This window comes from Limnospira sp. PMC 1279.21, from assembly GCF_032349615.1.
GTDB lineage: Bacteria > Cyanobacteriota > Cyanobacteriia > Cyanobacteriales > Microcoleaceae > Limnospira > Limnospira fusiformis.
The window spans coordinates 1-26204 of the sequence record NZ_JARPLU010000024.1; the positions used below are offsets into that span (position 1 = coordinate 1).

22 protein-coding genes are annotated in these 26204 nt (G+C 45.7%); 13 read left to right on the forward strand and 9 right to left on the reverse strand.

Going from position 1 to position 26204, the window contains the following annotated elements:
* The first annotated feature begins 86 nt into the window (after positions 1–86).
* The 3 genes from P5683_RS05685 to P5683_RS05695 all read left to right on the forward strand — a co-directional run bounded on the left by P5683_RS05685 (position 87) and on the right by P5683_RS05695 (position 2612).
* Positions 87–839 (forward strand): pentapeptide repeat-containing protein, encoded by a 753-nt coding sequence (locus P5683_RS05685; protein ID WP_228116416.1) that lies wholly within the window; start codon positions 87–89, stop codon positions 837–839.
* A 138-nt stretch (positions 840–977) separates the two neighbouring features.
* A complete protein-coding gene (locus P5683_RS05690) occupies positions 978–1367 on the forward strand; it encodes a hypothetical protein (RefSeq protein ID WP_006623114.1) in 390 nt (129 codons plus the stop codon).
* 75 nt (positions 1368–1442) lie between these two features.
* On the forward strand, positions 1443–2612 hold the full coding sequence (locus P5683_RS05695; RefSeq protein WP_006623115.1) for an FtsW/RodA/SpoVE family cell cycle protein: 1170 nt from the start codon (positions 1443–1445) through the stop codon (positions 2610–2612).
* Positions 2613–2812: 200 nt separating this feature from the next.
* On the opposite strand, the gene P5683_RS05700 is transcribed toward P5683_RS05695, so the two are convergent.
* The 3 genes from P5683_RS05700 to pyrE all read right to left on the reverse strand — a co-directional run bounded on the left by P5683_RS05700 (position 2813) and on the right by pyrE (position 6172).
* Positions 2813–4279, reverse strand: a complete 1467-nt coding sequence (locus P5683_RS05700; RefSeq protein ID WP_006623116.1) for an ATP-binding protein — start codon at positions 4277–4279, stop codon at positions 2813–2815.
* A gap of 579 nt (positions 4280–4858) precedes the next feature.
* A complete protein-coding gene (locus P5683_RS05705; RefSeq protein WP_006623117.1) occupies positions 4859–5182 on the reverse strand; it encodes a hypothetical protein in 324 nt (107 codons plus the stop codon).
* Positions 5183–5545: 363 nt separating this feature from the next.
* Positions 5546–6172 (reverse strand): orotate phosphoribosyltransferase, encoded by a 627-nt coding sequence (gene pyrE, locus P5683_RS05710; RefSeq protein ID WP_006623118.1) that lies wholly within the window; start codon positions 6170–6172, stop codon positions 5546–5548.
* Between the two features lie 98 nt (positions 6173–6270).
* Between pyrE and P5683_RS05715 the strand changes: the two genes are divergently transcribed.
* Entirely contained in the window at positions 6271–6705 is a 435-nt protein-coding gene (locus P5683_RS05715; RefSeq protein WP_006623119.1) for a hypothetical protein, read from the forward strand.
* A 64-nt stretch (positions 6706–6769) separates the two neighbouring features.
* Here P5683_RS05715 and ctpC read toward each other — a convergent pair whose 3' ends face one another.
* Positions 6770–8053 (reverse strand): carboxyl-terminal processing protease CtpC, encoded by a 1284-nt coding sequence (gene ctpC, locus P5683_RS05720; RefSeq protein ID WP_046318625.1) that lies wholly within the window; start codon positions 8051–8053, stop codon positions 6770–6772.
* 142 nt (positions 8054–8195) lie between these two features.
* On the reverse strand, positions 8196–9413 hold the full coding sequence (gene ispG, locus P5683_RS05725) for a (E)-4-hydroxy-3-methylbut-2-enyl-diphosphate synthase (protein WP_006623121.1): 1218 nt from the start codon (positions 9411–9413) through the stop codon (positions 8196–8198).
* Positions 9414–9589: 176 nt separating this feature from the next.
* On the opposite strand from ispG, the gene P5683_RS05730 reads away from it, so the two are divergent.
* On the forward strand, positions 9590–10393 hold the full coding sequence (locus P5683_RS05730; protein ID WP_315639514.1) for an alpha/beta fold hydrolase: 804 nt from the start codon (positions 9590–9592) through the stop codon (positions 10391–10393).
* A 33-nt stretch (positions 10394–10426) separates the two neighbouring features.
* Here the strand turns inward: P5683_RS05730 and P5683_RS05735 are convergent, their stop codons facing one another.
* From P5683_RS05735 to P5683_RS05750, 4 genes are all read right to left on the reverse strand, one after another.
* Positions 10427–11194 carry a pentapeptide repeat-containing protein gene (locus P5683_RS05735; protein ID WP_006623124.1) on the reverse strand — a complete coding sequence of 256 codons (768 nt, stop codon included), beginning with the start codon at positions 11192–11194 and terminating at the stop codon, positions 10427–10429.
* 35 nt (positions 11195–11229) lie between these two features.
* The gene (locus P5683_RS05740) at positions 11230–12285 is read right to left on the reverse strand and encodes a pentapeptide repeat-containing protein (protein ID WP_315639515.1); all 1056 of its coding nucleotides are present in this window, start codon (positions 12283–12285) and stop codon (positions 11230–11232) included.
* A gap of 21 nt (positions 12286–12306) precedes the next feature.
* Entirely contained in the window at positions 12307–13803 is a 1497-nt protein-coding gene (locus P5683_RS05745) for a serine hydrolase (RefSeq protein WP_315669426.1), read from the reverse strand.
* A gap of 176 nt (positions 13804–13979) precedes the next feature.
* Positions 13980–14747, reverse strand: coding sequence for an RNA methyltransferase (locus tag P5683_RS05750; protein WP_006670529.1), 768 nt, complete (start codon positions 14745–14747; stop codon positions 13980–13982).
* A 47-nt stretch (positions 14748–14794) separates the two neighbouring features.
* Here P5683_RS05750 and P5683_RS05755 point away from each other — a divergent pair, with 47 nt between their 5' ends.
* From P5683_RS05755 to P5683_RS05790, 8 genes are all read left to right on the forward strand, one after another.
* The gene (locus tag P5683_RS05755) at positions 14795–14947 is read left to right on the forward strand and encodes a DUF2256 domain-containing protein (protein ID WP_071533551.1); all 153 of its coding nucleotides are present in this window, start codon (positions 14795–14797) and stop codon (positions 14945–14947) included.
* Between the two features lie 30 nt (positions 14948–14977).
* Positions 14978–15922, forward strand: coding sequence for an isoaspartyl peptidase/L-asparaginase (locus P5683_RS05760; RefSeq protein WP_006623129.1), 945 nt, complete (start codon positions 14978–14980; stop codon positions 15920–15922).
* Positions 15923–16408: 486 nt separating this feature from the next.
* On the forward strand, positions 16409–16798 hold the full coding sequence (locus tag P5683_RS05765; RefSeq protein WP_006670530.1) for a response regulator: 390 nt from the start codon (positions 16409–16411) through the stop codon (positions 16796–16798).
* A gap of 18 nt (positions 16799–16816) precedes the next feature.
* Positions 16817–19042, forward strand: coding sequence for a chemotaxis protein CheA (locus P5683_RS05770; protein WP_315642385.1), 2226 nt, complete (start codon positions 16817–16819; stop codon positions 19040–19042).
* A gap of 91 nt (positions 19043–19133) precedes the next feature.
* The gene (locus tag P5683_RS05775) at positions 19134–19598 is read left to right on the forward strand and encodes a chemotaxis protein CheW (protein WP_187757773.1); all 465 of its coding nucleotides are present in this window, start codon (positions 19134–19136) and stop codon (positions 19596–19598) included.
* Positions 19599–19667: 69 nt separating this feature from the next.
* Complete coding sequence (locus P5683_RS05780) at positions 19668–21788, forward strand: methyl-accepting chemotaxis protein (RefSeq protein ID WP_315642386.1); 2121 nt, start codon at positions 19668–19670, stop codon at positions 21786–21788.
* Positions 21789–21952: 164 nt separating this feature from the next.
* On the forward strand, positions 21953–25225 hold the full coding sequence (locus P5683_RS05785; protein ID WP_315639518.1) for a HEAT repeat domain-containing protein: 3273 nt from the start codon (positions 21953–21955) through the stop codon (positions 25223–25225).
* A gap of 97 nt (positions 25226–25322) precedes the next feature.
* Positions 25323–26195 carry a protein-glutamate O-methyltransferase CheR gene (locus tag P5683_RS05790; protein ID WP_315639519.1) on the forward strand — a complete coding sequence of 291 codons (873 nt, stop codon included), beginning with the start codon at positions 25323–25325 and terminating at the stop codon, positions 26193–26195.
* Positions 26196–26204 lie beyond the last annotated feature (9 nt).

A 26204-nucleotide genomic window follows, 5' to 3' on the forward strand; every position in this document is an offset into this window, starting at 1 on the left:
AATAAACATCAATATCCGGCTATGTCCGGTTTTGTTTAAGTTTTATAGAGCATAATTTAATGAGACTCAAGATTCAGGCTGTAATCATGATGATCGCGCCATTAGGATTTATCACTGGTGCGATCGCCGCTGACTCTGATGACTTACAGAGGCTTCTAACTACCAATCAATGTCCTGGCTGTGATCTGCGGGGAGCCGACTTGTCAGCCGCTCAACTTTCCGGGGCTAATCTTTTTCAAGCCGATCTGGGCGGCGCTATCCTCCGACAAGCAGATTTACGCAGTGCTAATCTGCAAGAGGCTAATCTGTATAATGCCGACTTGGGGGGTGCGAGTTTAGCTGCTAGTAATTTGTTTAAGGCTAATCTCCACCATGCGAACCTACAAAGGGCTGATTTGCGTGAAGCCGATCTCGGTCAGGCTATGCTGGGTCGTGTAGACTTGCGGCGGGCTGATCTTAGGGATGCTAATCTATTTCAGGCTAACCTCGGTCAGGCTTATCTGGAAGAGTCCGATTTGATGAATAGCAATCTCCAAAGGGCTTTTTTATTTAGGGCTAATCTGGAACGTGCTAATCTGACCGGGGCTAATTTGCTGGGAGCAGATCTGCGGGGTGCTAATTTTTCTGATGCCGATCTCACTGGTGCCAGTCTGGTGGGTGCGGCCTTGAATGATACTAATATCAATCGTGCCCAACTGTCTAATACAAACTTGTCTGGTGCTTTGTTACAGGGAACAACTCTCGGTCCGGTCGTGTGCATTATTGATCAATCTGTTAATTGTGCCGCTCCCCCTGCGCCACCACCTCCCTTGCTTCCGGCAGATTTTTGGGACGATTAATCTCCTGAGATAGGGGTTTTTGAGTTTTTATCTGGCGATCGCTTTTCAGAATCGGGTAATGTGAGTATACTAAATGTGGGGTCTAAAAATCCCCATATCCTCTAAACTCGCTAAACCTAGGGTTAGCTTCTAAACATCATGAGTGCCCAACCTCTATTAAAGTTTGAAGTCCAGACAGCTGCTCAATTGGCAGAAGATCTGCGATCGGCGACAACCTGGCGTGAAGTTGAGGCACTCACCCAAAACTATTCCCATTGGAAACGTGAAGCCTGGAAGTTACTCTCTGAAGCTGAACAGGAGCGGATTAAATATCTTAAACATTGGCAGGATCACCCAGTAGCCCAAAAGTTTCCCCCCGGTTCTCTGGTGCAACGCATCAATAGCAGCACAGAGAGGGTGGGTAAGGTCGTTAACTACTGGAGTGCATACGGTGTCGATTATGTAACTTTTCAGGTGGAGCAGGATATTGATTGGTGTCGGGCTAGTTTTCTGCAATTGGTGAACCCAGAAAAATCAACCGCCTATTAGGGTAAATTGCCACTCAACCGGATTTTATCTAAGCTACAATAGCCCAAATCCCCTGCTGATCTAAATTTATCCTGAATGCGCTTACGCTATCTTATTCCCTTTTTCGATCCTAGTTCCCAGAATTGGGCAACAGAACCTCGCCTGCTGCGCTGGTTAACCTTTGTGTGGCTATTTGTCGGTCTCGTGGCGATGTTTTCTGCTTCCTATCCTAGTGCATTAGCTGAACATGGGGATGGTTTGTACTACTTCAAACGCCAGCTCACATGGATGTTAGTGGGGATGGTAGGATTTAACGTGATTGTTAATACCCCTGTGCGGGTCGCGTTACGGACTGCTCAGTGGGGATTATTCGCGGTGATGGGGTTATTGTTTCTTACTATAGTCCCCGGTTTGGGAACTACTATCAACGGGGCGACTCGATGGCTGTCACTAGGCCCAATTCTCATTCAGCCTTCGGAATTAATGAAGCCATTTCTGATACTACAAGCGGCGCGGTTTTTTCCCCGCTGGGAGCGGTTGAGTTGGCGATCGCGACTAACCTGGTTAGGGATTTTTCTGCTAATTTTGTTGCTCATTTTAGCCCAACCCAACCTCAGCACCACCGCTCTTTGTGGTATGACATTATGGTTAATCGCCCTCGCCGCCGGACTTCCTTTTTTGTATTTGGGCGGTACTGCTGTTGGTGGGTTAATCTTGGCTACTATTAGTATTAGCCTACGAGAATACCAAAGGAAGCGGGTTCTCTCGTTTATGAATCCCTGGGCTGATCCCGTTAATGATGGCTACCAATTAATTCAGAGTCTACTAGCTGTCGGTTCTGGCGGTCTTTGGGGCGCTGGTTTGGGATTATCTCAACAAAAGTTATTTTATCTGCCGATTCAGTATAGCGATTTTATTTTTGCCGTTTATGCCGAAGAGTTTGGCTTTGTTGGCGGGGTGCTGCTTTTGTTGATGCTAGTCGCTTATGGGACTCTTGCCCTGAGAGTCGCTCAATTAGCCAATAATATTGAACATCAACTGGTAGCGATCGGAGCCATGGTCGTCATGGTGGGACAGTCTTTGCTGAATATTGGGGTAGCTACTGGGGTACTACCAACTACTGGTTTGCCTTTACCCTTATTTAGTTATGGTGGAAGTTCCATGATTGCTAGTTTAGCAATATCTGCTTTATTGATTCGGGTAGCCCGCGAAAGCAGTGAAGCACAGGTTATTCCCATCAGGCCTCTTGCTCAAAACAGGGGTTGACAAGTAGCGCGGGATGATGCTATGTTATCCACGTAATGTCTATTTTATGATTTCTCTGTTTGCATTAATAAAAAAAAATTAAAAAAGTCCCATTATTTAAATACTACCATAGGTCAGCAACAAAAGCAACCCTCCCGAAACCCAATCGCGGGTGGGGAGTGATTTATTTACAAAACTTAACATAACTAATTAATTTTTAACTATTTGACTGTTGAGATGGGGGAATTAGACAAAAAATCAGGACATTGTGGGTTTAAGGGAAGTTTGATCCAAAACTCGGTTCCTTTGCCAATTTCTGACTCGCACCAAATTTCCCCACAGTGGCGGGAGACGATAATTTCACGACTTATATATAACCCTAAACCCGTACCTTTACCGATTTCTTTGGTGGTAAAAAATTGCTCAAAAATTTGGTTTTTCGTGGTTAGGTTGATACCCTTAGCATTATCGGCAACCATGATCGTGATCTGTTCTGAATTAGCCAGGGTTTTAATTGTAATTAACGGCTGAGACTGTTGGTTGTTGTGTGTCCAGTCCCCTACTTCATCTAAGGCATCAATGGCATTGCTGATCAAATTCATAAACACCTGATTCAGTTGACCTGGGTAGCAGAGGATTGACGGTAGTTTCCCATAGTCTCGAATCACTTGAATCGGCGGACGTGATGGTGTGGCTTGTAAGCGGTTTTTCAAGATGAGTAAGGTTCCCTCTAAACCTTCTTCCAGATTGACTTTTAGCATTTGGTCGCTGTCTTTGCGGGAGAAGTTACGCAGCGATCGCACAATTTGAAAGAGTCGATCTGAACCCAATTTCAGGCTAGATATAACTGTCAAAAAATCCGTCTCTAAAAACTCTAAATCTATGGAATCTATGTATTCTTGAATGCGCGGATCGGTCGGGGAATAAATATCTTGATAAAGCCGAGTGAGTTCTAGTAGGTCTTTGCTATAGTTTTCCACATGGGCTAAATTATGAAATATCGAGTTAACGGGGTTATTGATTTCGTGGGCTAAACTAGCCATCATTTGCCCCAATGATGCCATTTTTTCCGATTGAAAAAGCTGTGAATGGGTGTGTTTAAGTTCCTCTAAAGTTTGCTCTAGTTGCTGTGCTTGAGCTTGAGCGATCGCGGCGGCGGAACAGGCTTGTTGATAAAGTTGAATTTGGGTCTGTTCAAGATCTAGTTGTTCGATTTCACTTTCCCGTTGATATTGCGCTACTACAGCATCAAGAATAGATAGCAATTCATTGGGGGCAATATTGGTAATATAGTCAAGGTGAGGATGGCTCGGTGTTAAGTCAGAGTCCGCAGTTGTGGCTAAAGTTCTGACTGCTAAAATATACTCGCGGATGCGTTTATCTAAATTTAGCGGCTCTCGGAAATACATCGATCGCACTATAGCCGAAGGAGATGTTAATAAATTCATCTCACTATCACCGTAGAGTAAACCTTTATGCGATCGCTCCATCAGAGTAATATCTTTAATCAAAGTTTCCCGAATCACCTCCCTTTCGGCTGGGTCAGAAGTAGTAACTAACTTGAGGCTAAAAAAAGCTGTTCTCTGGGAAAGCATCCGCTGACGACCACTGACATTCACCACCGCCGCATTCACCTTCCGGGTGGTGTTAATTTCTTGCAGGTCAAAATAACTCTCAAATTGTTTCATTAATATAAGCAGGGATAGATTTACTGATTTCATCTTTCCACCCTCCTGGCGACTCTCCCTATACCTGTACTCAGGAAATCGCCAATGACAGGAAAAGAGGGGCAGAATTTTTCTGGCATCCTGGTTTCTCCTAAATTAGTTTAGTGTGCAGGTTTTTTTGATGGGAAACTTGCCCAACCCACTCCCACTTATGGGGCAATGTTAGCTTTCAGAAAATGTTATTTTATCTGGTTACCTCAGAAACACTAGCTTCACCCTGTATACTTGTTTAACTACTGACGACAGAGCCAGGAACTAGCTACCTATTCGGTGGGTGTCCTGACTCAAACAACCTTAATGGTTATTTGACAATCAGAGTTTTTTATTTAGTATCTCAAGTTACAGATTATCAAATTATTTAAAATTCACGACTAGACCATAGCACAAAAATCGGCTTTTGTTTGTGAAAAAAAAAGTTAAATTTTTCGACCATTACAGAGCAGTTCAGCAGAAGATAGCCTAGTAGGAGCTAGGTTCAACATAACTTGACAGTTTCAGCCAGCCCCTACATTTACCTAAAGCCTGGTGGCAGAATAATGATTATTTTTTAAGATCACGAGCCATGTTACGGAACATATCCAAACTGGAGTCAGCACGACGACGATCGCTTTTCACCTCTGGTGCTGGAGATTCAGTAGCTTTAGGCTGGGTCATTTCCATCGCTGGTTTAGCGGTAGCTTTAGGAGCCTCGAAAGGTTTTCCTCCCGACATTTTAGGGAAAGACTTTTTAACTTCTAAAGGCTTACGCATATACTCAATATCGCCTAAACTCTTGGCGCTATCGGGATCAAGATAGAAAGAACTTCCTTGAGTTTTTGTTGTTTCTGATTTGCGACCAAATAAGCCTCTAATAAATCCTGACATAGTTTTTTCCTAGGTGGGGTGTTGGGTATATGTTAAATTTTATCAAAAATTGTGTTGATTATGATAATTTTTTACGGATTTCTCAATGCACGCTCATCAATGCCCACTTTATGTAAAGTTTGGTGAAAAAAAATTTAAGAAATATTACAAAAAAAATTTTTTGCTCTGGGGTGGTGGCTTTCCTGGCTGATTTGTGGTATTATTTTTAACAATGGAAATGTTGACATTTTTTTGGTAATTGAATAGATTACCATTATTTAAATACATATCTGTAGCTTACCATTAATTACCCCCACTTGTCAACCCTGGGGCGGGGCGTTTTTTTTAAATTGATGAAAAAATCAACTTAGTTAACAGGAGAATTTAATGATCCAAGTTTAGAGTCTGATAACGAGTTTGTAGTTGATTAATGCTGTAGAGGGACTCCAAATTAAGGCCAGCATTTTGATAAAGTTCAGCCCCCCCTTGATGGCGATCGACTAAAGCGATAACCTTATCAACGCTGTATCCAGCATCAGTAAGGCGTTGTACAGCTTTGAGGGCAGATTGTCCAGTAGTGACAACATCTTCGAGAACTACGACGTTAGCGCCGGGGGATAGTTCGGGTCCTTCGATGTAGGCTTTAGTTCCGTGTCCCTTAGCTTCTTTTCGGATAATGAGGGCGGGTATAGGTCGATTTTCGTAGACAGAAACGACACTAACGGAGGAAACCATAGGATCAGCACCGAGGGTAAGCCCGGCGACTGCTTCTGTTTCCAGGGGAAGTAATGGTAAAATCAGGCGAGCGATCGCCACCGACCCAGCGGGATGTAATGTGACCTGTTTACAATTAATATAGTAGGAACTCTGCTGACCAGAGGAGAGAACAAAATCCCCTTCTTGATAAGCGAGTTGACACAAAAGGTCAAGTAGCCACGATCGCAGGGTATCTAAAGCTGCACAAGAGGCATTGAGATCGCAAAGAGCAGGGATTTCTGAAGGGTTAGTCATAAAGGAGGGAAAAGGTAGGAAACAAATCTGTAATCACTCCATCTGATCGTACACTGGGAGAGACCATCTGATCAAACAGATTCACCAAGGTTAATGCCATGAACAGAATTTTATTACAGAGTATCAGTGGAGTGTTAGGGGTAGCGATCGCCTCATTCGTGTGGGTTGAGGGAGTTGTGGCGCAACCGAGAACCCGTTTCCAGCCTTTTGCGGAAGACTTTAACCAGGCGGCGACCCGCAGTTCTGGGGATGCTTTTAAAAATCAATCCCTGATGGGTCAACTTTCGGTATTCTTCGGGTTAAGCTATCCCTGGCCGGGTGCTATTAATGGTTTTCCTGAAAGTTTGATTGCTGATGATGCCAGACGAGTGAATCAACTGTATAGAGAGAGAATGCTCCAGCAGACCCTAAGCGGTCCGACTATCCGCACTGCCGATCTAGCGAACCCATACAACACCTCAATTTTGACTCAACCTTCTGTGATCAACGAGTTGTCTAACGACACTCCGGGGGGATTTTTGTTTAATCCCTAATGGGAGCGAGTCCAGTTTTTGATCAGGTGCGTCATCAAAGGTTAATGACGCACCTGCAAAGGGACTACTGAGAAACAGCTTGATTGTTTTGTTGAGATGCGATTTTCTGAGTCAAAACTTCCAAGGCTTTGCCATATTGAGGATCATCAAGAGTGCCAATTTTGTCGCGGTTTTCGCGGAGGATATCTCGCTGTTGTTCGGTGAGTTCAACGATCACATCAGGCTTAATTCCCTCATGATTAATGTCACGACCATTAGGGGTAAAATATTTAGCGATCGTGACCGCCAAACCGGAACCGCGACCCACGCCACGAACGGACTGAACTAGACCCTTACCAAAAGTGTTAGTTCCGACCAAAACGGCGCGGTTGTTATCTTGTAGAGCGCCGGATAGAATTTCACTAGCACTAGCGGAACCGCCATCAACAAGAATCACCATAGGCTTATCAGTGAGGGCGCGATTATTAGCGCGTTGTCGATCCATTTCTCCCTGACGATTAACGGTAGAGACTATATCGCCTTCTGTTAGCCACATACGGGCGATTTCAATACTAGCATAGAGCAGACCGCCAGGATTAGAGCGTAAATCGAGAATATAACCTGAAACATTCTGTTGTTCGAGGTTAGTGATCGCCTGTCGCATTTCCTCGGCAGCATTAGCACTAAAATTGTTCAGACGAATATAGCCGATATCGCCGACGGGGGAAGGTTTCTTAGAGTAGCGTACCGGGTGAATTTCAATCTGAGCGCGGGTAATATTAAACTCAATTTCCCTTGGACCGCGCAAAATAGTCAACTTAACCTGAGTCCCAATTGGTCCACGAATCAAATTGACAGCTTCATTGAGCTCCATTCCCTCAGTGCTGCGGCCATCAATTTTAGTAATAATATCCTGAGCCTGAACCCCAGCATCAAAAGCGGGAGAGTCCTCAATAGGGGAAATAACGACGAGTTTATTGGTTTCCTCATCTTGGGTAAGTTGGATACCAACCCCGGTCAGTTCTCCCTGAGTATCAATTTGCATATTTCTGAACTCTTCGGGGTTCATGAAGCGGGTATAAGGGTCATCGAGTTTAGCCAACATTTCGCGGATAGCTTCATAAGCCTGTTGATCATTAGTATATTCTCGGCTTAGAAACTCATTACGAAGTTCCCTCCAATCTACCTGGTTAAAGGTACCGTCAACGTAACTTCTATCAATAATTTGCCATACTTCATCAATTAGTTCCTTCGGGCTTTCCCGAAAGGATGCTTGGCCGGAAAGGTGTATACCAGCGCCCGCAACAGCAACAGCGGTCAGCATAACTGCTGTTGCGCCTATAACAAGCCCACTTTTTGATATAATCATTTATCTGCTGAACCGGAAGAGAATACTAAGAGCTATTAACAGCATACTAGCACATCAGATCTGGCGATCGCGGAGGTTGACCAAAAGCCCAATTGTGACCGGGACTCCCCCACCCCCATCAGAGGTGGGGTCAGCTTGATTTTTATGGCTCTACCCAGCGTCCATCTGCTTTGATGAGATTAATTAATTCTTCGACACCTTGATCTTCGGGAACTTTTTTAATTTCTTCCCGACCCCGATATAGGGAAATATAGCCAGGTTGTTTTCCTACATAACCATAGTCAGCATCTGCCATTTCTCCAGGTCCGTTAACAATACAACCCATAACAGCAATATCTAGTCCAGTCAGGTGTTTAGTTGCTTCTCGGACTTTGTGGAGAACTTCTTCGAGGTTAAAGAGTGTGCGACCACAGGAGGGACAGGCGACATATTCTACCATAGTTTTCCGCAGTCCTAGGGATTGCAGAATGCTATAGCAAACAGGAATTTCCTTTTCTGGGGCTTCTGTGAGGGAAACCCGAATGGTGTCACCAATACCATCTGCTAAGAGGGTAGCAATACCAGCGGTGGATTTAATGCGGCCATATTCTCCATCTCCGGCTTCGGTAACTCCCAAGTGTAGGGGATAGTCCATCCCTAGGTCATCCATGCGTTTAGCCATGAGGCGATAGGCTGCTAACATGACGGGGACGCGGGAGGCTTTTAGGGATATCACTAAGTTCTGAAAGTCTAGGGATTCACAGATGCGGATAAATTCCAGGGCTGATTCTACCATACCTTCGGGGGTGTCGCCGTAGGTAAATAGCATTCTTTCGGCTAGGGAACCATGATTAACGCCGATACGCATGGCTTTACCCTGGTCACGGAGGGAGATAACTAGGGGTTTGAGGGTTTCGCGGATTTTCTCGCCGATTTCTTGAAATTCAGTGTCTGTGTATTCGCTACGATCGCCTTTAGGTTTCTCGAAGACGTATAATCCGGGGTTAATCCGCACTTTATCGACGTGCTTGGCGACTTCTAGGGCAATTTTCATGCCGTTGTGGTGAACATCTGCGACTAGGGGGACGGGTTGATAGGTGGCGGCGAGTTTTTGTTTGATTTCGCCTACGGCTTTGGCGTGTCCGACGCTGGGAACTGTGACGCGGACGATTTCACAACCCATTTCATGCAGCCGACGAATGGAGGCGACGGAACCTTCTATGTCCATGGTATCTTCGTTAATCATGGACTGAACTACGACGGGGTATCCTCCGCCAATGGTGATGTTTCCGACCCGGACTGGACGGGTTTGGCGACGGTGAATTACTGTGTCAACGGAGGGCTGACTAGCGGTCGGAGTGGTTATGGGTAGGGTTTGCATGATCTGAATTTGATAATTGCTTAGTTTTAAGAGTGGGTTCTCAAAATTCAATAGGTGTCTATATTAAAGATAGATTGCCACAAATTGGGGACTTGTGGTTGATCCGATCGCTTAAATTGTTTAAATTGTCACGAATACGGGTAGCGATCGCTTGATTGTAGATTAGATAATTGGCTATGAGTGAACATCTGCGCTATTTTTCGGGTTTTGAGTCTTTAGCAGTCGAGTGGACAGACAAAATCTGGTCAAGGGGTGTACCCTTTTGGTTGCGGGCTGAACCTAAATCCAATCGGGTGGTTTTGTGTTTACATGGGTTTACCGCCACTCCTTTTGAGGTGAGACCAGTAGCGCAAGCCTGTCTAAGTCGGGGGCTTGATGGAGTGGGGCCTTTATTGCCTGGTCATGGTTTTCAAGAATTAGCAGACCAGAAGTTATTTTTTCCCAAAATGACGGCGGAAGGAATGTTATCTGCTGTGCGTCGGGAGTTGGAATTAGCCCGATCGCATTATGAATTTGTAGGTATTTTTGGGCATTCTATGGGAGGTGCGATCGCTTTAAAAATGGCGGCGGAGGGGCGAGTAGATGCCTGTGCGGTCACTGCACCAGCGTTAAAATTACCGCCTCGGGCTGTGATTTTATTGGCTTTATTTGGTTGGGCGAATATTTCTATCCCCACTCAACCCAAGCCTTTTGATAACCCCGTTTATTTATTTGATAATTCTCGGGCGGGGCGGGCGCTGCAACAACTAGCCAGGATAGCCCGATCAGATTTATCTTCAATTACTTGTCCGGTGTTAGCTATTCATTCCCATAGGGATGATTTAGTCAGTCCGGTGGTAATTAATTGGATGGAAAAACAACTACCAAACAATTTAGATGTCCGTTGGTTTGACCAGTCGGGTCATGTCATGATTTTAGATGTTAATGGGGAGGAAATTAGCCAGGCGATCGCCGATTTTTTTAGCCATAGGAGTATCTAAAATTTTCCCCCAGGGCGCGATCGCCCTAATTTTTCACTCTTCAAAAATTGCCCCTCGTTTAATCAAATCTTGTTTAACTTCCTCAGACAGTCCCGAATCATGCCATAATCTAGCTTGTTTAACAATAGCCCCCGTAAAGTCCGCCCCTTTCAAATTAGTAAGGGCTAACCCAGCTTGGTGCAAATCAGCATTTTTGAGGATAGCATTATGGAGGTTAGCATCACTCAGATTACAGTTATTTAGATTAGCCTCTGTCAAATTCGCGCCGCACAGGTCTGCGCCGCTGAGACTAGCCAAAGCCAGACTCGCCCTATGTAGATCTGCGCCACTCAAATTAGCATCACTCAACAGCGCCCCACTGAGATCTGCACCACTAAGGTTAGCAAAACGCAGGTCAGCACTACTAAGATCTGCATCACTTAAATCAACTCCCCGCAGGTAAGTATTTTGTAAGTTAGCGCCACTGAGATCAAGGTTACTGAGATGTGTTCCCAGGAGTCTTGCGCCCACAAAATCTTCCGATATTTTCAATTCTGCTAAGGTGGCTAACTCGAGAAAATTATCAGTTTTAGCATCAACTACGGTCTGAATAATGCCCTGTAATTGGGCAAAATTCCAGCCTTGGGCTACAGCTTTTTTAGTCAAGGCTTGTAATTCTTCTAAAGTCTGATGCTGTTGCGCCACAGGAGAGGGTTCTGATTCTAATTCTTGCGATCGCAACCAGATGGCAAATTTACGCTCTAGGATCGCCAATTTATTGGGGCTAATATTTTGCGGCCAAAGTCCTTCAACACCAGTCATAATTCAAGAGAGTTTAGAGGAGATTCATTCAACTTTTAACTGTCTCCAAAAATTGCGCCTTTTCGTTGCAATTCAGGTTGCAGTCGCCGAGAAATACCGATCGCCTCAGTAAATTCGACATTTTCCACCATGATATCAGCTAATTCCGCGCGGCTGAAATCTGTTTTCTGGAGGTTAGCTCCTGTCAAGTTTACCCCACTAAGGTCCGCATAGGTAAAATTAGCACTCTGCAAATTAGCATTACTGAGGTTAGCGCGGGGGAGATAGGCGCTAGTGAGATCAGCTTGGGTCAGGTTAGCATTACTGAGGTTAGCGCGGGGGAGTTTAGTTCGTAGATCGGCTTGAGAGAGGTTAGCCTCTTGTAAATTAGCATCTCGGAGGTTAGCGTTACAGAGGATAGCGTTACTGAGGTTAGCTCCCTGTAGATTAGCATTGGTGAGGTCAGCCAGGGTCAAGTTAGCATTAGTGAGGTTAGCCTGGGCTAAGTTAGCGCCGCGCAAGTTAGCATTACTTAGGTCAACCCCGGTTAAATCCTGCCCATAAAGGTCTTCTGTGAGGCTTAAACCCACCTGTTCGAGAATTTGGGTAAATTCTGCCATCCCGACTACTCCAAGCCACTGATGGGCAATTTCCCATTGTTGGAGGCGACAGTCATTGACTTGTTGAGGGTCTGGGATATGTTCCCAGGTGAGTCGGAGGCGCTGTAGGGCGTTGATTTTCTGGGTACGATCGCCCATTTGATTAGCAATTTCCAACTGTTTTTGATAGCAGGCGATCGCTTTTGGTAACTCATCAGTAGCATGATAAGCCATTCCCAGGTTAGTCAGGGCGTTAAGCTGTCCTGATATATCCCCAATATCTTCAGCGATACGGAGGTGAGTTTGATAGCAGGTAATGGCTTCTTGAGAATTAGACAAAGCAGCATAAGCTATACCCAAATTACCCCAAGTAGCGCCTTCCCGTTGGCGATCGCCCAATTTTTGATAGATAGTCAGGGCTTCGCGCCACAATTCCAAAGCCGCCGGAATATCACCTTGATGATATTGAGAAACCCCTTGTTTAAATAATTGATTAGCCTGGTAGTCCGTCATATTTTACCCTATTTCAACAGCCTAATTGTCTGATAATTCTGGAGTGACGGTTTCCGATGTTTTTTGGCTCAAATACTGATAGACTTGTCTGGACATTTTTTGAATCATTGATTCAGCCACTTGGTCGCCATTGTTTCTTTGGGCTAAAATAGCTAAAATGTAGCGTTTACCATTGGGCATATCAACTATACCCACATCGGCTAACATAATGTTTAGGGTTCCAGTTTTGTGGGCGACTACCGCCCCATTACTGACCCCGCTAGGTAATAGGTGATTATTTTCTGTTTCTGTCATAATTCGCAAGAGGCGATCGCGTGATGTCATCGAAAGTAAACCCCCTTGGTGAATTTGACTCAAAAGACTAACCATATCCCTAGGCGTAGTTTGATTAGTCCCTTCAATATCAGGTAAAGGGTTACGCACCAGAGTATCTGTCAGACCCCAACTGCGGAACTTTTGATTAAGAACCTGAAACCCTCCCAGCCGTTCTATAATCATATTAGTGGCTGTATTATCACTAATTGTCATCATTTTAGTAGCAGTTGCTAAGGCTGTATATTCAGTCCCCGGCGGCTGATATTGCATAATCCCCGCTTCTCCCACCTGGTGATTTTCCGTCATCACCAGCATTTCATCTAGGCGAATTTCTCCCGCATCAACGGCTTGAAAAAACGCCACTAAAATCGGGACTTTAATTGTACTAGCTGCCGGCACTTTAGACTGTTCTCTTAAACCGACATATCCGCCAGTATTCAGGTCTAAAAACATCAAAGCCGGAGTAATATCTGGGGATGCTGCAGCCACCAATTCCAGTTGAGTTTTTAAGTCTTTTATTTCCCGGTTTAATTGCAGAGATAGGGGCAAAATTCGGGTGGCTGTTAGGCTGTTAATGCTAGTTTCCTGTGTCTCTAAATTCTCAATAGAACTAGCCCCGGCGGTAGCACGACCGAGGGAGTTGAGAATTGAGAGAACTGTTCCCGAAATCACCCCGATACCAATGCCTAAAATCAGCAACCGGGTTCCATAAACTATGGGAGAGACACGGCGACTCTTACGCCTTACCACCCGTTTTTTCACAGGGGTAAGGGGTTGCATAGTCCGCTGAGGGGGGGGATATACTTGGGGAGTGATAGACCTATTTAAGGGGACTATGTTAGATGGTTTACCGTTGCTAACTCCCTGACGCGGTGTAGGTTTTCCCCGACGGCGTTTTCTAGAGTTTGGTGGTGGTAGCTGAGGTGTCTTTTTCCGGTTTCTGGTAATGGGGGGTTTTTGTCGCAGTTGATCTAACACGGGGTCGAAATATCCGTTTTCAGGGATATGTATGGGGGGAATTTGACCAGTTGGGGAAAGGTTGGGGGAGACAGGTCTCCGTGAGGATGATTGTGATTGAGAAGTGGGACTAGGGGAACGGCCACGACGCTGATCACGAGATTGAGGGCCTTTTGACTTCCGGGACTTGGCCCCCCATTGGGAAACAAAGGATAAAAATGAGCGACGGGGATATCGGTGAGCCACACCTAACACCTAAAAATCATCAAAGAGGACAATAGACTATGGAAATTACACCCATCAAGTCGTAGGGGCTGGTTCTGCAATCATCTCTATTGAGGTCCAGACTCTTTATAACCCGCCCTTACTTAGCAATAGGAATCGACAGTTGAGCCTGGGAATCAACGATATCGAGATTACCATTAACTGGGCGGATGTTGCTTAACAGTTAATGCCCATTCTACCTGAGAGATAACCCCCCGTAGCATAGCAACTTCTGTACTAGATGGCTGGGCGCGGTTAAATAAATGCCTAAATTTTTCCATACGACTGCTGACGGTGTGGGGGTAGACATAACCGATTTTGAGTAGGAGGGTTTCTAGCTGTTGATAGTATCCTTCCAGTTGGTCGAGGGTGGCTGATAATGGTTCTGATGGTTCTGGGCTGGGTAATGTATTCTGGTCGATGAGGGTTTGAGCGCTTAGTGAGAGTTCGTAACAGCAGACAGCCACGGCTTGGGCTAAATTTAGGGATTCATAGGCGCTACTGCTGGGAATGCGAACTATCCTTTGAGCATAGTTTAGTTCTGTATTGCTCAAGCCACGATCTTCGGGACCGAAAATCAGGGCGGCGGGGCTGTGGAGTAGCCAGGGGAGGGTGGTTCTGGGATGTTCAAGGGTTCTGTCAAAACTACGATCGCGAGCGGTGGTGGCGATCGCCTTTTGGCATCCGATTAAGGCTGGGGGTAAACTGTCTACTATCTGGGCTGATTCTAAAACATCTTGGGCATGAACTGCCATGGTTTTAGCTTCGCAGCTCATGGGGTCACAGTGGGGGTTAACCAGTACCATTTGGGTTAACCCCATATTTTTCATTACCCTGGCGCACGACCCCACATTTAACGCTCCCGCCGGTTCAACCAATACAATCCTAATTTTAGCTAATGCGGTTTCCCACTGAGTCTCTACCATTGCTATCATAACCGCTGATATAATAAGCGAGCGATCAATGTTCTAGTATGGCACGTCAGCGAGCTAAGTCAGACTTCCCTCAGAAAATTTGCCCAGTCTGCGATCGCCCCTTTGTTTGGCGCAAAAAGTGGGCAAACTGTTGGGATGAGGTTAAATACTGTTCCGAGCGTTGCCGTCGCCGACGCAACGAACAGAATTAAAGGGGAAATATCCCCATAAATTGTACAGCTATGGGTGTTAATGTGCAACCAAAACTAATCATACATGGTGGGGCGGGTAGTTCTCTCCAAGGTAAAGGAGGCGTAGAAACTGTTCGCAAATCTCTTTATCAGGTGATAACTGAGGTTTATGGCTTACTCGAAAAGGGTACAACTGCTGAGGATGCGGTGATTCGTGGCTGTCAACTTCTCGAAGATGATCCCCTATTTAATGCTGGGGTCGGTTCGGTGTTGCAGTCTGACGGACAGATCCGCATGAGTGCGGCTTTGATGAATGGCAGTTTACAACGCTTTAGCGGGGTGATTAATGTCTCTAGGCTGAAAAACCCCATTGAGTTGGCTAAGTTTCTGCAAACCTCTCCCGATCGCATTTTATCCGATTATGGGGCTGCCGAACTTCTGCGGGAGTTAAATATAGCCCCTTTTGACCCCCTAACCGATCGCCGTCTTTATGAGTGGATCGAAGACCGCAAGCAGGATTTTAACCGCAAAATGGCTAATGTGGTCGCCGAAACCTCTGATGATGAAGCTGGTCGCGGCACTATCGGGGTCGTCGCTTTAGACCAAAATGGTCGGATCGCCGCCGGAACTTCTACTGGTGGTAAGGGGTTTGAACGTATTGGTCGGGTTAGTGATTCGGCTATGCCTGCTGGTAATTATGCCACAGCTCAGGCTGGGGTGAGTTGTACGGGTATCGGTGAGGATATTATTGATGAGTGTCTCGCCGCCAAAATTGTGATCCGCGTCGGAGATGGTTTGTCTTTGCGATCGGCTTTTGAACGTTCTTTTGTCGAGGCTAATGATCGTCAGCGGGACTTGGGGGCGATCGGTTTGGATGCTTCCGGGGCGATCGCTTGGGGAAAAACTAGCGATGTGATTCTCGCCGCCTTCCATAATGGTCAAACTATGGGAGATAGTTTGGAAATGCTACCGGGAACTCAGGTGTTAGTGGCTTAGTTAGCCCCAATTTCCCCCACCTTCCCTCCCCCACCACTGGGGGGGGTTATTAATACTGAAGAAAACTTAATATTTTTTTTACTTTTTAGATCCGGTGATCTGACCTATAAACTTATATAGTTGTGTTAATTTTTTCAACATTTTTGTACCAGTTTAACTGGTATAGAATATAATAAAAATTGCGTTCTGTCCTGGAAATTTACTGAGAGGCGAGAGATTTTTTCGCCCCGACAATCAACAAAAATTGAGGCAGATAAATTGGACAATCAGTTGATTGGGGTTAATAGTAAGTTCAGAGGTGCGGTAGTCAATTGAGAACCCGATTAACTTGGTAGTCTGGAGAGAACGCTTTGTTAATCAGTACCATCACAGCCCGATTGATGGAAACCTAGGCTAAGGTTTGGGATGGAGGCTAATAATTAGCAATCCATCAGTCAAAGGCTGTAGGATGAAACCCAGCGTATTCATGCTTAGGAGTCCATAAAAATGAGACGGATTCTAGTTGTAGATGATTCAGCAACCATGCGAAAAATGGTAATGGCATCTCTCAGGGATGTTAAAGATGTAGCTTTTAGCGAGGCGGGGAATGGATTAGAGGCGATCGAGCAGTTAGAAATCGCCCCGTTTGACTTAATGATTTTAGACTTAAATATGCCAGATATGCACGGTCTGGAAGTGTTGCGGTTTGTGCTAAACCACCCGGAATATAGGGAAACACCGATTGTGATTTTAACCACGAAAGGGGATGATGAAAGTCGTAGTGAAGCGATCGCGGCGGGTGCAGCTTGCTATTTAACTAAACCATTTCATCCGAAATCGTTATCGGGGGAAATTGTCAACTTATTATCAGAGCCATGTGCGAGTAATATAAATTAAGAGAGTACCAAGGCGATCGTGTCTAGTCCTACAGAAAGCAACAACTTTTTTGATGACTTTTTAGATGATTATTTTGCTGAGTGTGAAGAGCATTTAGCCGTCGTGCGGCGGGAACTCTTGGCGCTAGAGTCCTGTATGAATCAGCCCCAAATAGAGGGTTCGATTCTGAATGAACTGTTCCGCAGCTTTCACTCAATTAAAGGACTGTCGGCGATGGTGGGTGTGCGGGAAGCAGAGAAATTGGCTCACCAAATGGAGAGTTATCTGCGATCGCTCAGAGATGGTCAAACCTCCCTGAAACCAGAGGGTTTTGATGCTCTGATGTCGGGAACTCAAATTCTGGAGAGAGCGATCGAAGCCTATCGCACCAAGGAAAATCCCCCGGATATTGAGGAAATTATCAGCCAATTGGAAGCCTGTAACCCTCCGGTGCTGGCTAAAACCCCAAATGCAGCTATTACCCCCTTTGAGGTGAAGCTGAAACCAGAGGAAATGAAACGATTAGAGGCGTTAGTCGGTGAAGGAAAACCGATCTGGCATTTCGTCTTCACTCCTAGTACAGAGCTATCCAAACAGGGGATCGGAGTTAACGCCATTCGGGAACAACTGCAAGCGATCGGTGAGTTGATTTATGTGTCTCCCCGCCTAAATGCCAATCAGAAAATCCTGTTTGATTTTATTGTCGCAACTGAGGGACCGGAAAATCACAATTTAGGCTCTGAGCTGAAATATCTGAGTTGGGAACCATATCACATTCCCAGTTCAGTTTCTGCGACCAGCATTCGCTCATCTAACTCGGAGGTTGAACCTTCCAGAGGACCGGAAGCGCCAGCAACAGCCGCAGCGCCAGAAGAAGTTGAGGCGATCGCGGTGGTATCTAGTTCTCAGTCAGAGAGGAAACAGTCAGAGTCGGGGAAAGAAACTGCGGAAGCGGAACCATTGGAGATATCAGAACCGGAAACCAGTAATGCTATCTCTCCGACTAAAGCAACTAGCCCCCTAATTAGTGCATCTAACTTAGTACGGGTAGACCTACCGAAACTTGATGAACTGATGCGGATGGTGGGAGAATTAGTAATTACGCGCGCACGACTGGAGGAAAACCTCAAAAATTTACCCCCAACTGTCCCGGCGGCTCGGCGGCGAACTTTACAGGAAATTAACCTAACTTTAGAACGACAACTGCGGGATCTGCGTCAGGGGGTGATGCAGGTGCGACTGGTTCCAATTGCGGAAATTTTCGCGAGGATGCAGTTTGTAGTTAGGGATCTGATGCGACTAACGGGAAAACAGGTAGCTCTGGAAATTTCCGGCGCGGAAACTGAGATTGATAAGTTTGTGGTTGAGCGCATGATGGACCCGTTATTGCATTTAGTCCGTAATGCGGTTAGTCACGGTATCGAATCAACGGAGGAACGACTAAAAGCGGGAAAATCTGCTACGGGTGCGATCGCCTTACGCGCTTCGGCGGCGGGGGAAATGGTGATTATTGAAATTGAAGATGATGGTCAGGGAGTCGATATTTCTAGGGTGTTAAAACGGGCAAAACAACAGGGTTTATTGTCGGATTCTGTATCGGAGACTAATGATCCAGATAACTATGATTCCCAGACGATACTCGATCTGTTATGTTCCCCTGGTTTTTCGACCAAAGAAGAGGCGGATCTGGCTAGTGGTCGGGGTGTGGGAATGGCGATCGTCAAAAACACCGTTCAAGAACTGGGTGGTTGTGTGAAATTCACCACTCAAAAAGGAAAAGGCAGTCATTTTATTATTGATTTACCTTTGACCTTAGCGATTACTGATGCTCTGATTGTGGAAGTTAGCGGTCAAACCTTTGCCATTCCAGAATCCTCTATACAGGAGGTATTATCTATAGATAATCAGGCAATTATTAAGCTGCAAAGTCAGGAAATAATCTCCTATCGAGGTCATGTTTTACCTTTGAGATATTTGGCGCGTATATTTAACTGTGTGGTGACTACAGACGAGTGGGAAAAACTAACTATTGTGGTGATTGGTAATAGCCTTAATTCCACTGGGTTAGTCGTGAATCGGATCTTAGGACTGCGAGAAATTGTGGTGCGGCCATTAACTGATCCGTTTATCCAAAGTCCGGGAATTGCTGGAGCTACCGAATTGGGTGATGGTAGAGTAGTTTTAATTCTGGATGTTTCTACATTAATTGATGGCAAAATCCCGAATATTTCAAAGCAGTCTACTCAATGGATTAATTCTGGTTAAATGGGGATTAATTTACATATAAAATTCCTATTTATTTCGGGGAAATAATATGGAGAAAATAAATTAGTGTATTAATTGGATTTTATCAGCTATGAATATATCAGAAGATACGTCTCAACCCTTTATTTTATTTGAACTAGACCATACCACCTATGGTATTCCTTCTGGTGTGGTTCAACAGATGGAAATGGTGGAGCAAATTACCCCAGTTCCTAACTCTGCGTCTTTTGTAGTGGGGGTGGTATTCTCGCGGGGTCAAGTGATTCCGGCAATTGATCTGAGGGTACGATTTGGATTTGAAAAAATACCGTATACCCTGCGAACCCGACTAATAGTGATTAATACTAATCAGCGGACAGTGGGTTTAATTGTTGATACAGCCAGGGAGTTTGTATCAATTTCCGCAGACACTATTCAGCCTTCACCGGAGGGAATTTCTAGCTTGAGTGGTAAATATTTAGCGGGAATTGCCACTTTGGGAGAAAGAGTGATACTAATTCTCAATGTGGAAGAATTGTTAGTTTTACCGGAATTAGTATCAGAAAGGGGTGGCTAGGTTGATGGGGTGGGAATGGGTCTGATGGGAGTTGTTATTTGTATTGAGAGTGAATGAGGTAATTTGAAAATGGGTAAAAAATCTAAAAATCATAAAAAGGCAGATAATAGTTATCTGGAAAATGCCAATTTTAAGAATTTCCAAACATCAGAGGAGAGGGAAAAACTGAAATTGGAAATGATGGAAATTCGGGACAATGCCGATCGCGTTAATACAGTGGCGATCGCCATAGCCAAAATAGCGAAACAGGTAGCGGAAGGGGCGGAATCTCAACTGCAACTACTCGATCGCGCTTCCCTGGGAATCAAGCAGATGAATAAATCCCTGGGAGAAACGGCGCAGCAAGCCGAATCGGTAGCCAGTTCCACAGAAGAATTAGTCTCCTCAGTCAATGAGATGGCTGCATCCATCGAACAGGTGTCCGCCAGTAGTATGGGACTAGCGACGGCGGTGCGCCAAACCGTAACATCAATTCAGGAGAGTACCAGCAACACCACTAAGGTAGCAGCAAATGCCCAAGAGATGGCAACTTCTGCCACCCAGGTGATCGCGTCGATGACCCAAATGACGACTTCCATTAGAAACGTGAGTGACGATACGGAAAACCTAACGGTATCGGTAAACGAGACGGCTTCTTCTATGGAAGAAATGACCAGTTCCATTGCGGGAGTGGCTAACAATGCGGATGATTTAACGGCTGCATCAGAAGAAACCAGCGCCTCCATTAACGAGATGGCAGCATCTATCGAGGAGGTATCCGCAACTATTGAGAACCTGGCTTCTACGGTAGAAGAGGTATCAACGTCTATCGAAGAAATTGCCCAATCAGTGCAGGGGGTAGCCAATAACGCGGAACAAATTACGGAGGTAGCGACGGACTCAGCCACGAGTGCGGAACAACTCGATCGCTCTATCCAATCAATTAGCAGCCTAACCCAAAAAGCCAATGAACTTACCCGTGCTGTGGGAGTTGATGCGGATAAGGGGGGTAAAACCATTGAAAAAGCGATTCAGGGTTTGGCAAGAGTGCGCGAATCCATGGTTAAATCGGCTGATGTAATGCGGGATATGGGTAAACGCACCAATGAAATTAGCACCATTGTTGATACAATTAACTTAATCTCGGAACGGACTAATCTGCTATCACTAAATGCTTCCATTGAAGCAGCTCGTGCGGGAGAAGCAGGGCGGGGGTTTGCTGTGGTTGCGGAAGAAATCCGCAATTTGGCGGATCGCGCCGCCCAAGCGACGTTCGATATTGCTGCAATTATTAAGGCATTACAGTCGGTGGTGCAAGATGCCGTGAGTACATCGAATGATGGGCTACGAATTGCGGAAGATAGTGGCACTCTAGCAGAAGATGGGTTATTGGGTCTTAAACAAATTCTGGCAGGAGTTGAACAAACGACGCAATTAATGAACCAAATTGCGATCGCCTCTCAAGAACAACTGACCGCAGGACAGCGGGTGGTAACGGCGATTAATACCACTGCAACCCAAGCCAAAGAGGTAGCCATTGCTACCCATGAGCAAGCCAAAACTACTCAGGGAATTGTGCAGTCCACCCGACACATGAGGCAAATTGCTCAACAAGTTACCCAGGCTATGGGAGAACAGGCGCGAGCGGCTAGGGATGTAATTAAGGCGGCTCAAAATACCAATAATTTAGCCGGACAAATAAGGAAGGCTACCTTTGAACAAAATAAGGGTGCTGAACAAATCATGCAGGCGGTAGAGTCCATGCGCCGAGGGGTGATTAGCACGAACCGTGCTTTAGCGGAACAGTCCACAGCAGGGGATCAAATCTCGAAGGAGTCCGAGCGGCTGTCGCAATTGATTAGCAATGTGACGCGATCGATGACTGAACAGAGTAGCAGTGCGAACCAAATTAGCCAAGCAGTGGAGAGTATCCAAATGCAGTCGGAACAGGTAGCTAAGGCTATGCAGGAACAAAGTAGGGCGGTACAGGACATGAATTTAGCTACTCGTAGTATTGCCAAACAAATAGCTTTGATCCGCACATCTAATTTAGAGCATTCGGATGTTTCTGGTAATCTGCTGGCCAGTATAGAAACCTTACAAACTATTGCCAAAAACAATAGTTCAGGGGTACACCAAACTAATGAAAAGGCTCAAGGTTTGCTGTCACATACTCAAGCACTTATGGAGGTTTTAAAGGTTGGCAGTTAACAGCTAATCACAGTTAAAAGCTGCTAACATTGGCACTGGAATGATTAGGGGTAGCCCGAAAGTCTATCTCTATAACGAACCCTCTCAATTGTTGAGAGGGGGCTAAAATTGATAATTAAAATTGTTAATTGTCAGCCCAAATTAAAACTTACCCCCTTAAAAATATGACGATTAGTATTTTTACAACAGATGAGCAATTATTGGTAAAGTCCTGGGATTCTCAACTGGAGAGTATGAGGGGCTTAGACGCAGAATCTGTCTATGGTTGTCCGTTGACCGAGATAATTCCTGATTTGGAATCGAGGGGTTTACTGGCTCGCTTTAATCAGGTTCTGGAAGATGGTACTATCCAAACCCTAGCACCGGATTTTCACCATTATTTAATTAAGTGTCCGCCACGGAAACCCTCGAAATACTTTGACTCGATGCAGCAAAGGGTAACCATTGCACCTTTGCGAGAAAAAACGGCGATCGTGGGTTTGGTGATTACTTTAGAAGATGTCACGGAACGCATGGACGCGGAATGGGAATTAGCGAGCGATCGCACATTGTCAAATTCTGAGCCAGAAATCGACTCTGATATGTCAGTCCATGAGTCCCTAATTGCTGCCCTGGCTGACGATCGCTGGCAAGTGCGCCAAAATGCTACCCGTCACTTGACCAATGTTAAAGCGCCAGAATTGAACGCGCAACTGTTGCAATTGTTGCGACAACAACATCACAATCCGAATATCCTCAACAGCGTGATCCAGGTTCTGACTCTCACGCAAGTTGATATAGTCCCGGCTTTGATTGATTGCCTCAAGGAAGAGGATTCGGATCTGCGGATTTATGTAGTCCAAACCCTCGGACAAAGGAAAGATCCCCGGGCTGTCTCTGTCCTGATTGATATGTTGGATGATGAGAATGTCAATGTCCGGTATCATGCTATTGAAGCTCTGGGAAAACTACAAGCCCTAGAAGCGGTTGATAGCCTGGTTAAAATCGCTGAGTCAGAAGACTTTTTCCTGGCCTTCCCTGCCCTTGATGCCCTAATGCAAATGGCTAATGCTAAACTGGCTCCTCAACTGGTTCCACTGCTGCAAAAAACCCTGAATTGGCAATTGCGCCGAGAAGCGGTTGATAATTTGGCGATAACTGATGACCCAGAAATTATCCGCAGTCTACTGCGATTGATGCGGGAACAGCATCGCAACCCCAATGTTCTTAATGCGACTCTACAAATTCTCGCCCTCAGTAATGTAGACCCAATTCCGGCACTGGTGGAATGCTTGGGAGAACCAGACCCGGATCTGCGAATTTATACGGCTCTGGCTTTGGGAGAACGCCACGACCCCCGTGCTATCCCTGCTCTGATTGGTTTGCTCAATGATCCAGATATCAATGTTCGCTATCATGCCATTGAGAGTTTGGGACAACTGAAGGCAAAGGAGGCGGTGGAGCCTTTGGTTGAGATTGCTACCAGTGGGGATTTCTTTTTGGCTTTTCCGGCGATCGAAACTTTGGTGACTATTGGCGATACAACGATTATTCCCAAACTTCTGCCCCTATTGGAAAATGAGTTGCTTTGTAGTCCGGTGGTATCGGCTTTGGGTAAGTTTGCGGATGCTGATGCGGTAGCGCCTTTGGTGGCTCAACTCAGCCGCCCTTTGACATCGATCGCAGAAATTGTTTTAGCCTTGGCGGAAATTTACGCTAATTATAAACAACTGGAAGAAGGACAACATATCGCTGATATGACTCGCCAAGTCATAGAAGACCAGGCGGTGGAAAATATCCTAGCAGAGATTGAACAAGGCTCTTTGTCTGGCCCGGAGTTACGGGGGATGGTGATGATTTTGGGTTGGCTGGAAGGAGAGAAAATTGAGCAAACTTTAGGAAAACTCCTGAATAATCACGAAGTTCGCGATCCGGTTATGGAAGCCTTGGTTGCTTATGGGGGAAGGATAGCGCCTCTATTGATTATGCAGTTGGAAGCGGGAGACCTGGAAACTCGCAAGGCGGCGGTTATGGCTTTGGGACGTATCGGCAGCACCCAGGCGGTTCCGGCTTTGATGTCTTTGTTGGGTAATGCTGAACCGGAACTGGTGATGGTGACCACTACGGCTTTGGCTCACATTGGCGACGGTCGCGCTTTTGAGGGGCTGTTGCAGTTACTGGCACATCCTGACTCGGCGGTGCGTTTGGGGGCGATCGCTGCTCTCAATTCTTTGGGCCATCCCGCTATGCCTCCACGGATTTATGATCTGTTGGCTGACCCTAACCCATTAGTACGAGAGTCGGCGGTGAGAATTGCTGGGTATTTTGCTTTTGAGAATTGCAAAGACCGATTATTGGCTTGTACACAAGATTCCGAAGATCGGGTTTGTCGGGCGGCGATTGAACATTTGCCCTATTTGGAGGATGACCGGGTTCTGCCGCTCTTGGTGCAAACTTTGGCTCACCCTTCAGCTTCTTTGCGATCGGCTGTGGCTCATGCTATGGGAGAATTGGAGAATATCGAAACTCTCCCTTATCTACTACAAGGGTTGGATGACCCAGAATCTTGGGTTCGTTATCAGGCCGCTCGTTCTATTGGTCGCTATGCTGACACTTTAATTGATATCCTGGAATCGGGTTCAAGTTCATCTCTACCAGAACCTTTGGCTGAACTCAATGTTGCTGAATGGGCTGAAAGTGCCTTTGTCGCCCTGAAACAACTGGCTAATTATGACCCGGCTGATCCGGTTAGAGCGATCGCTGCTGAGTCCTTGGGGGCTATTGCCGGTGTGAGGGCCACTCCCATTTTGTCTCGGTTGGCTGAGTTGGAGGATGAAGGCGGAGACGTGGCCCGTGCTGCTTTGAGGGCTTTGGGACGGATTAACCGCGCTCAGGCTATACCCCCTTTACTCACCGCTCTCAATTCCCCTAACTCTGAACGTCGTCTTGATGCTCTCCATGCCTTTCGTGAACGGGGAGGAACTGAAGCCGGAGTAGCTTTGCAATGGATGGCCGCCGCTGACCCGGAAGAACGTCTGGTTTATGAGGCGATCGAGTCTCTTTCCCGTCTGGCTACTCCAGAAGCCATTTCAGCCTTGCTGGAATTGACCGTTGACCCTAGCACGCGAGAGGCTTGTCTTAATGCTTTGGTGCGCCGTAATTGTCCCGAAACTTTAGAGGCAGAATATATTGAATTAGTCGCTCAGGGATTAAAACACATCCATCCGGGAGTTCGCTGTTCTGTCGTCGAGGTTCTCAAACGTTTTAAGCATCCCATAGCTTCCGAGTTTTTGATTCAAGCCTTGAGTGATGCTGATCAAAATGTCCGTCTGGCTGCAGTCACCGCTTTAGTTTATCTGGGAAATCACAGTTGCGATGAACAATTAGCTAAACTGGCTCGCACTGACCCCTCTCCCGCTATCCGTCGCGCCGCTCATCGAGGTCTACATTCCTCTTAAAATTGTCCTTTGTGGTTAGGATCAGGTGCTTGACGGTTTTTAACTGTTAAATATAGCCCCAATTTTACGGTAGATTATCAGGATTTATATGTGATCTATGTCATTTCGCCCAGACTCTCTAGAACTATCGGAAAGTACCTTTATTATTCTGCGGGATTTAATTCACGACCGCACTGGTTTGTACTACGAATCCAGCAAAAGAGACCTGTTGGCGGATAAGGTGTATCCTCGATTAGTAGACAAGAACTTTGATTCGTTTTTGGATTACTATTATCTACTTAAATATGATCCTGATGCCGATGGTGAGTGGAAATGCCTGATGGATGCTCTGTCGGTTTCGGAAACTTTCTTCTGGCGGGAATTTGACCAGATTCGGGTCATGGTTGATGTGTTGTTACCATCATTAATAGACAAATATAAAGCTGGTTCTCCATCTCATGATTGGCCGATGTGTAGACCTATTCAAATTTGGTGCGCGGCTTGTTCTACTGGTGAAGAACCTATCTCAATTGCTATGGCTTTACAAGAGGCAGGTTGGTTTGACAAACTACCTATTAATATCTACGGTAGTGATGCTTCCCCTCGGTCAATTAATAAGGCTAAGGCAGGACTATATCGACAATATTCATTTCGGGCAACTCCCCCGAAAATCCAGGATAAATATTTTGACAAAGAAGGAGATAATTGGCGCATTAAGCCGAGTATTCACAAGCGAATCACCTGGCAAGTTGCCAACATTACTTCCCCTCAAGAAATTGCCAAATTTAGAAATATTAACTTTATTTTTTGCCGAAATGTGTTCATCTATTTTTCGGATAAATCCATCCAGAAAACTGTTAAACTATTCTCGGAAAGAATGGCAGAATCGGGTTATTTATTTATTAGTGCCTCCGAGTCCCTGTTAAAGTTTGAAACCGATTTCAAATTGATAGATATTAGGCAAGCATTTGCCTATCACAAAAAGCGTTAACTTACCTGA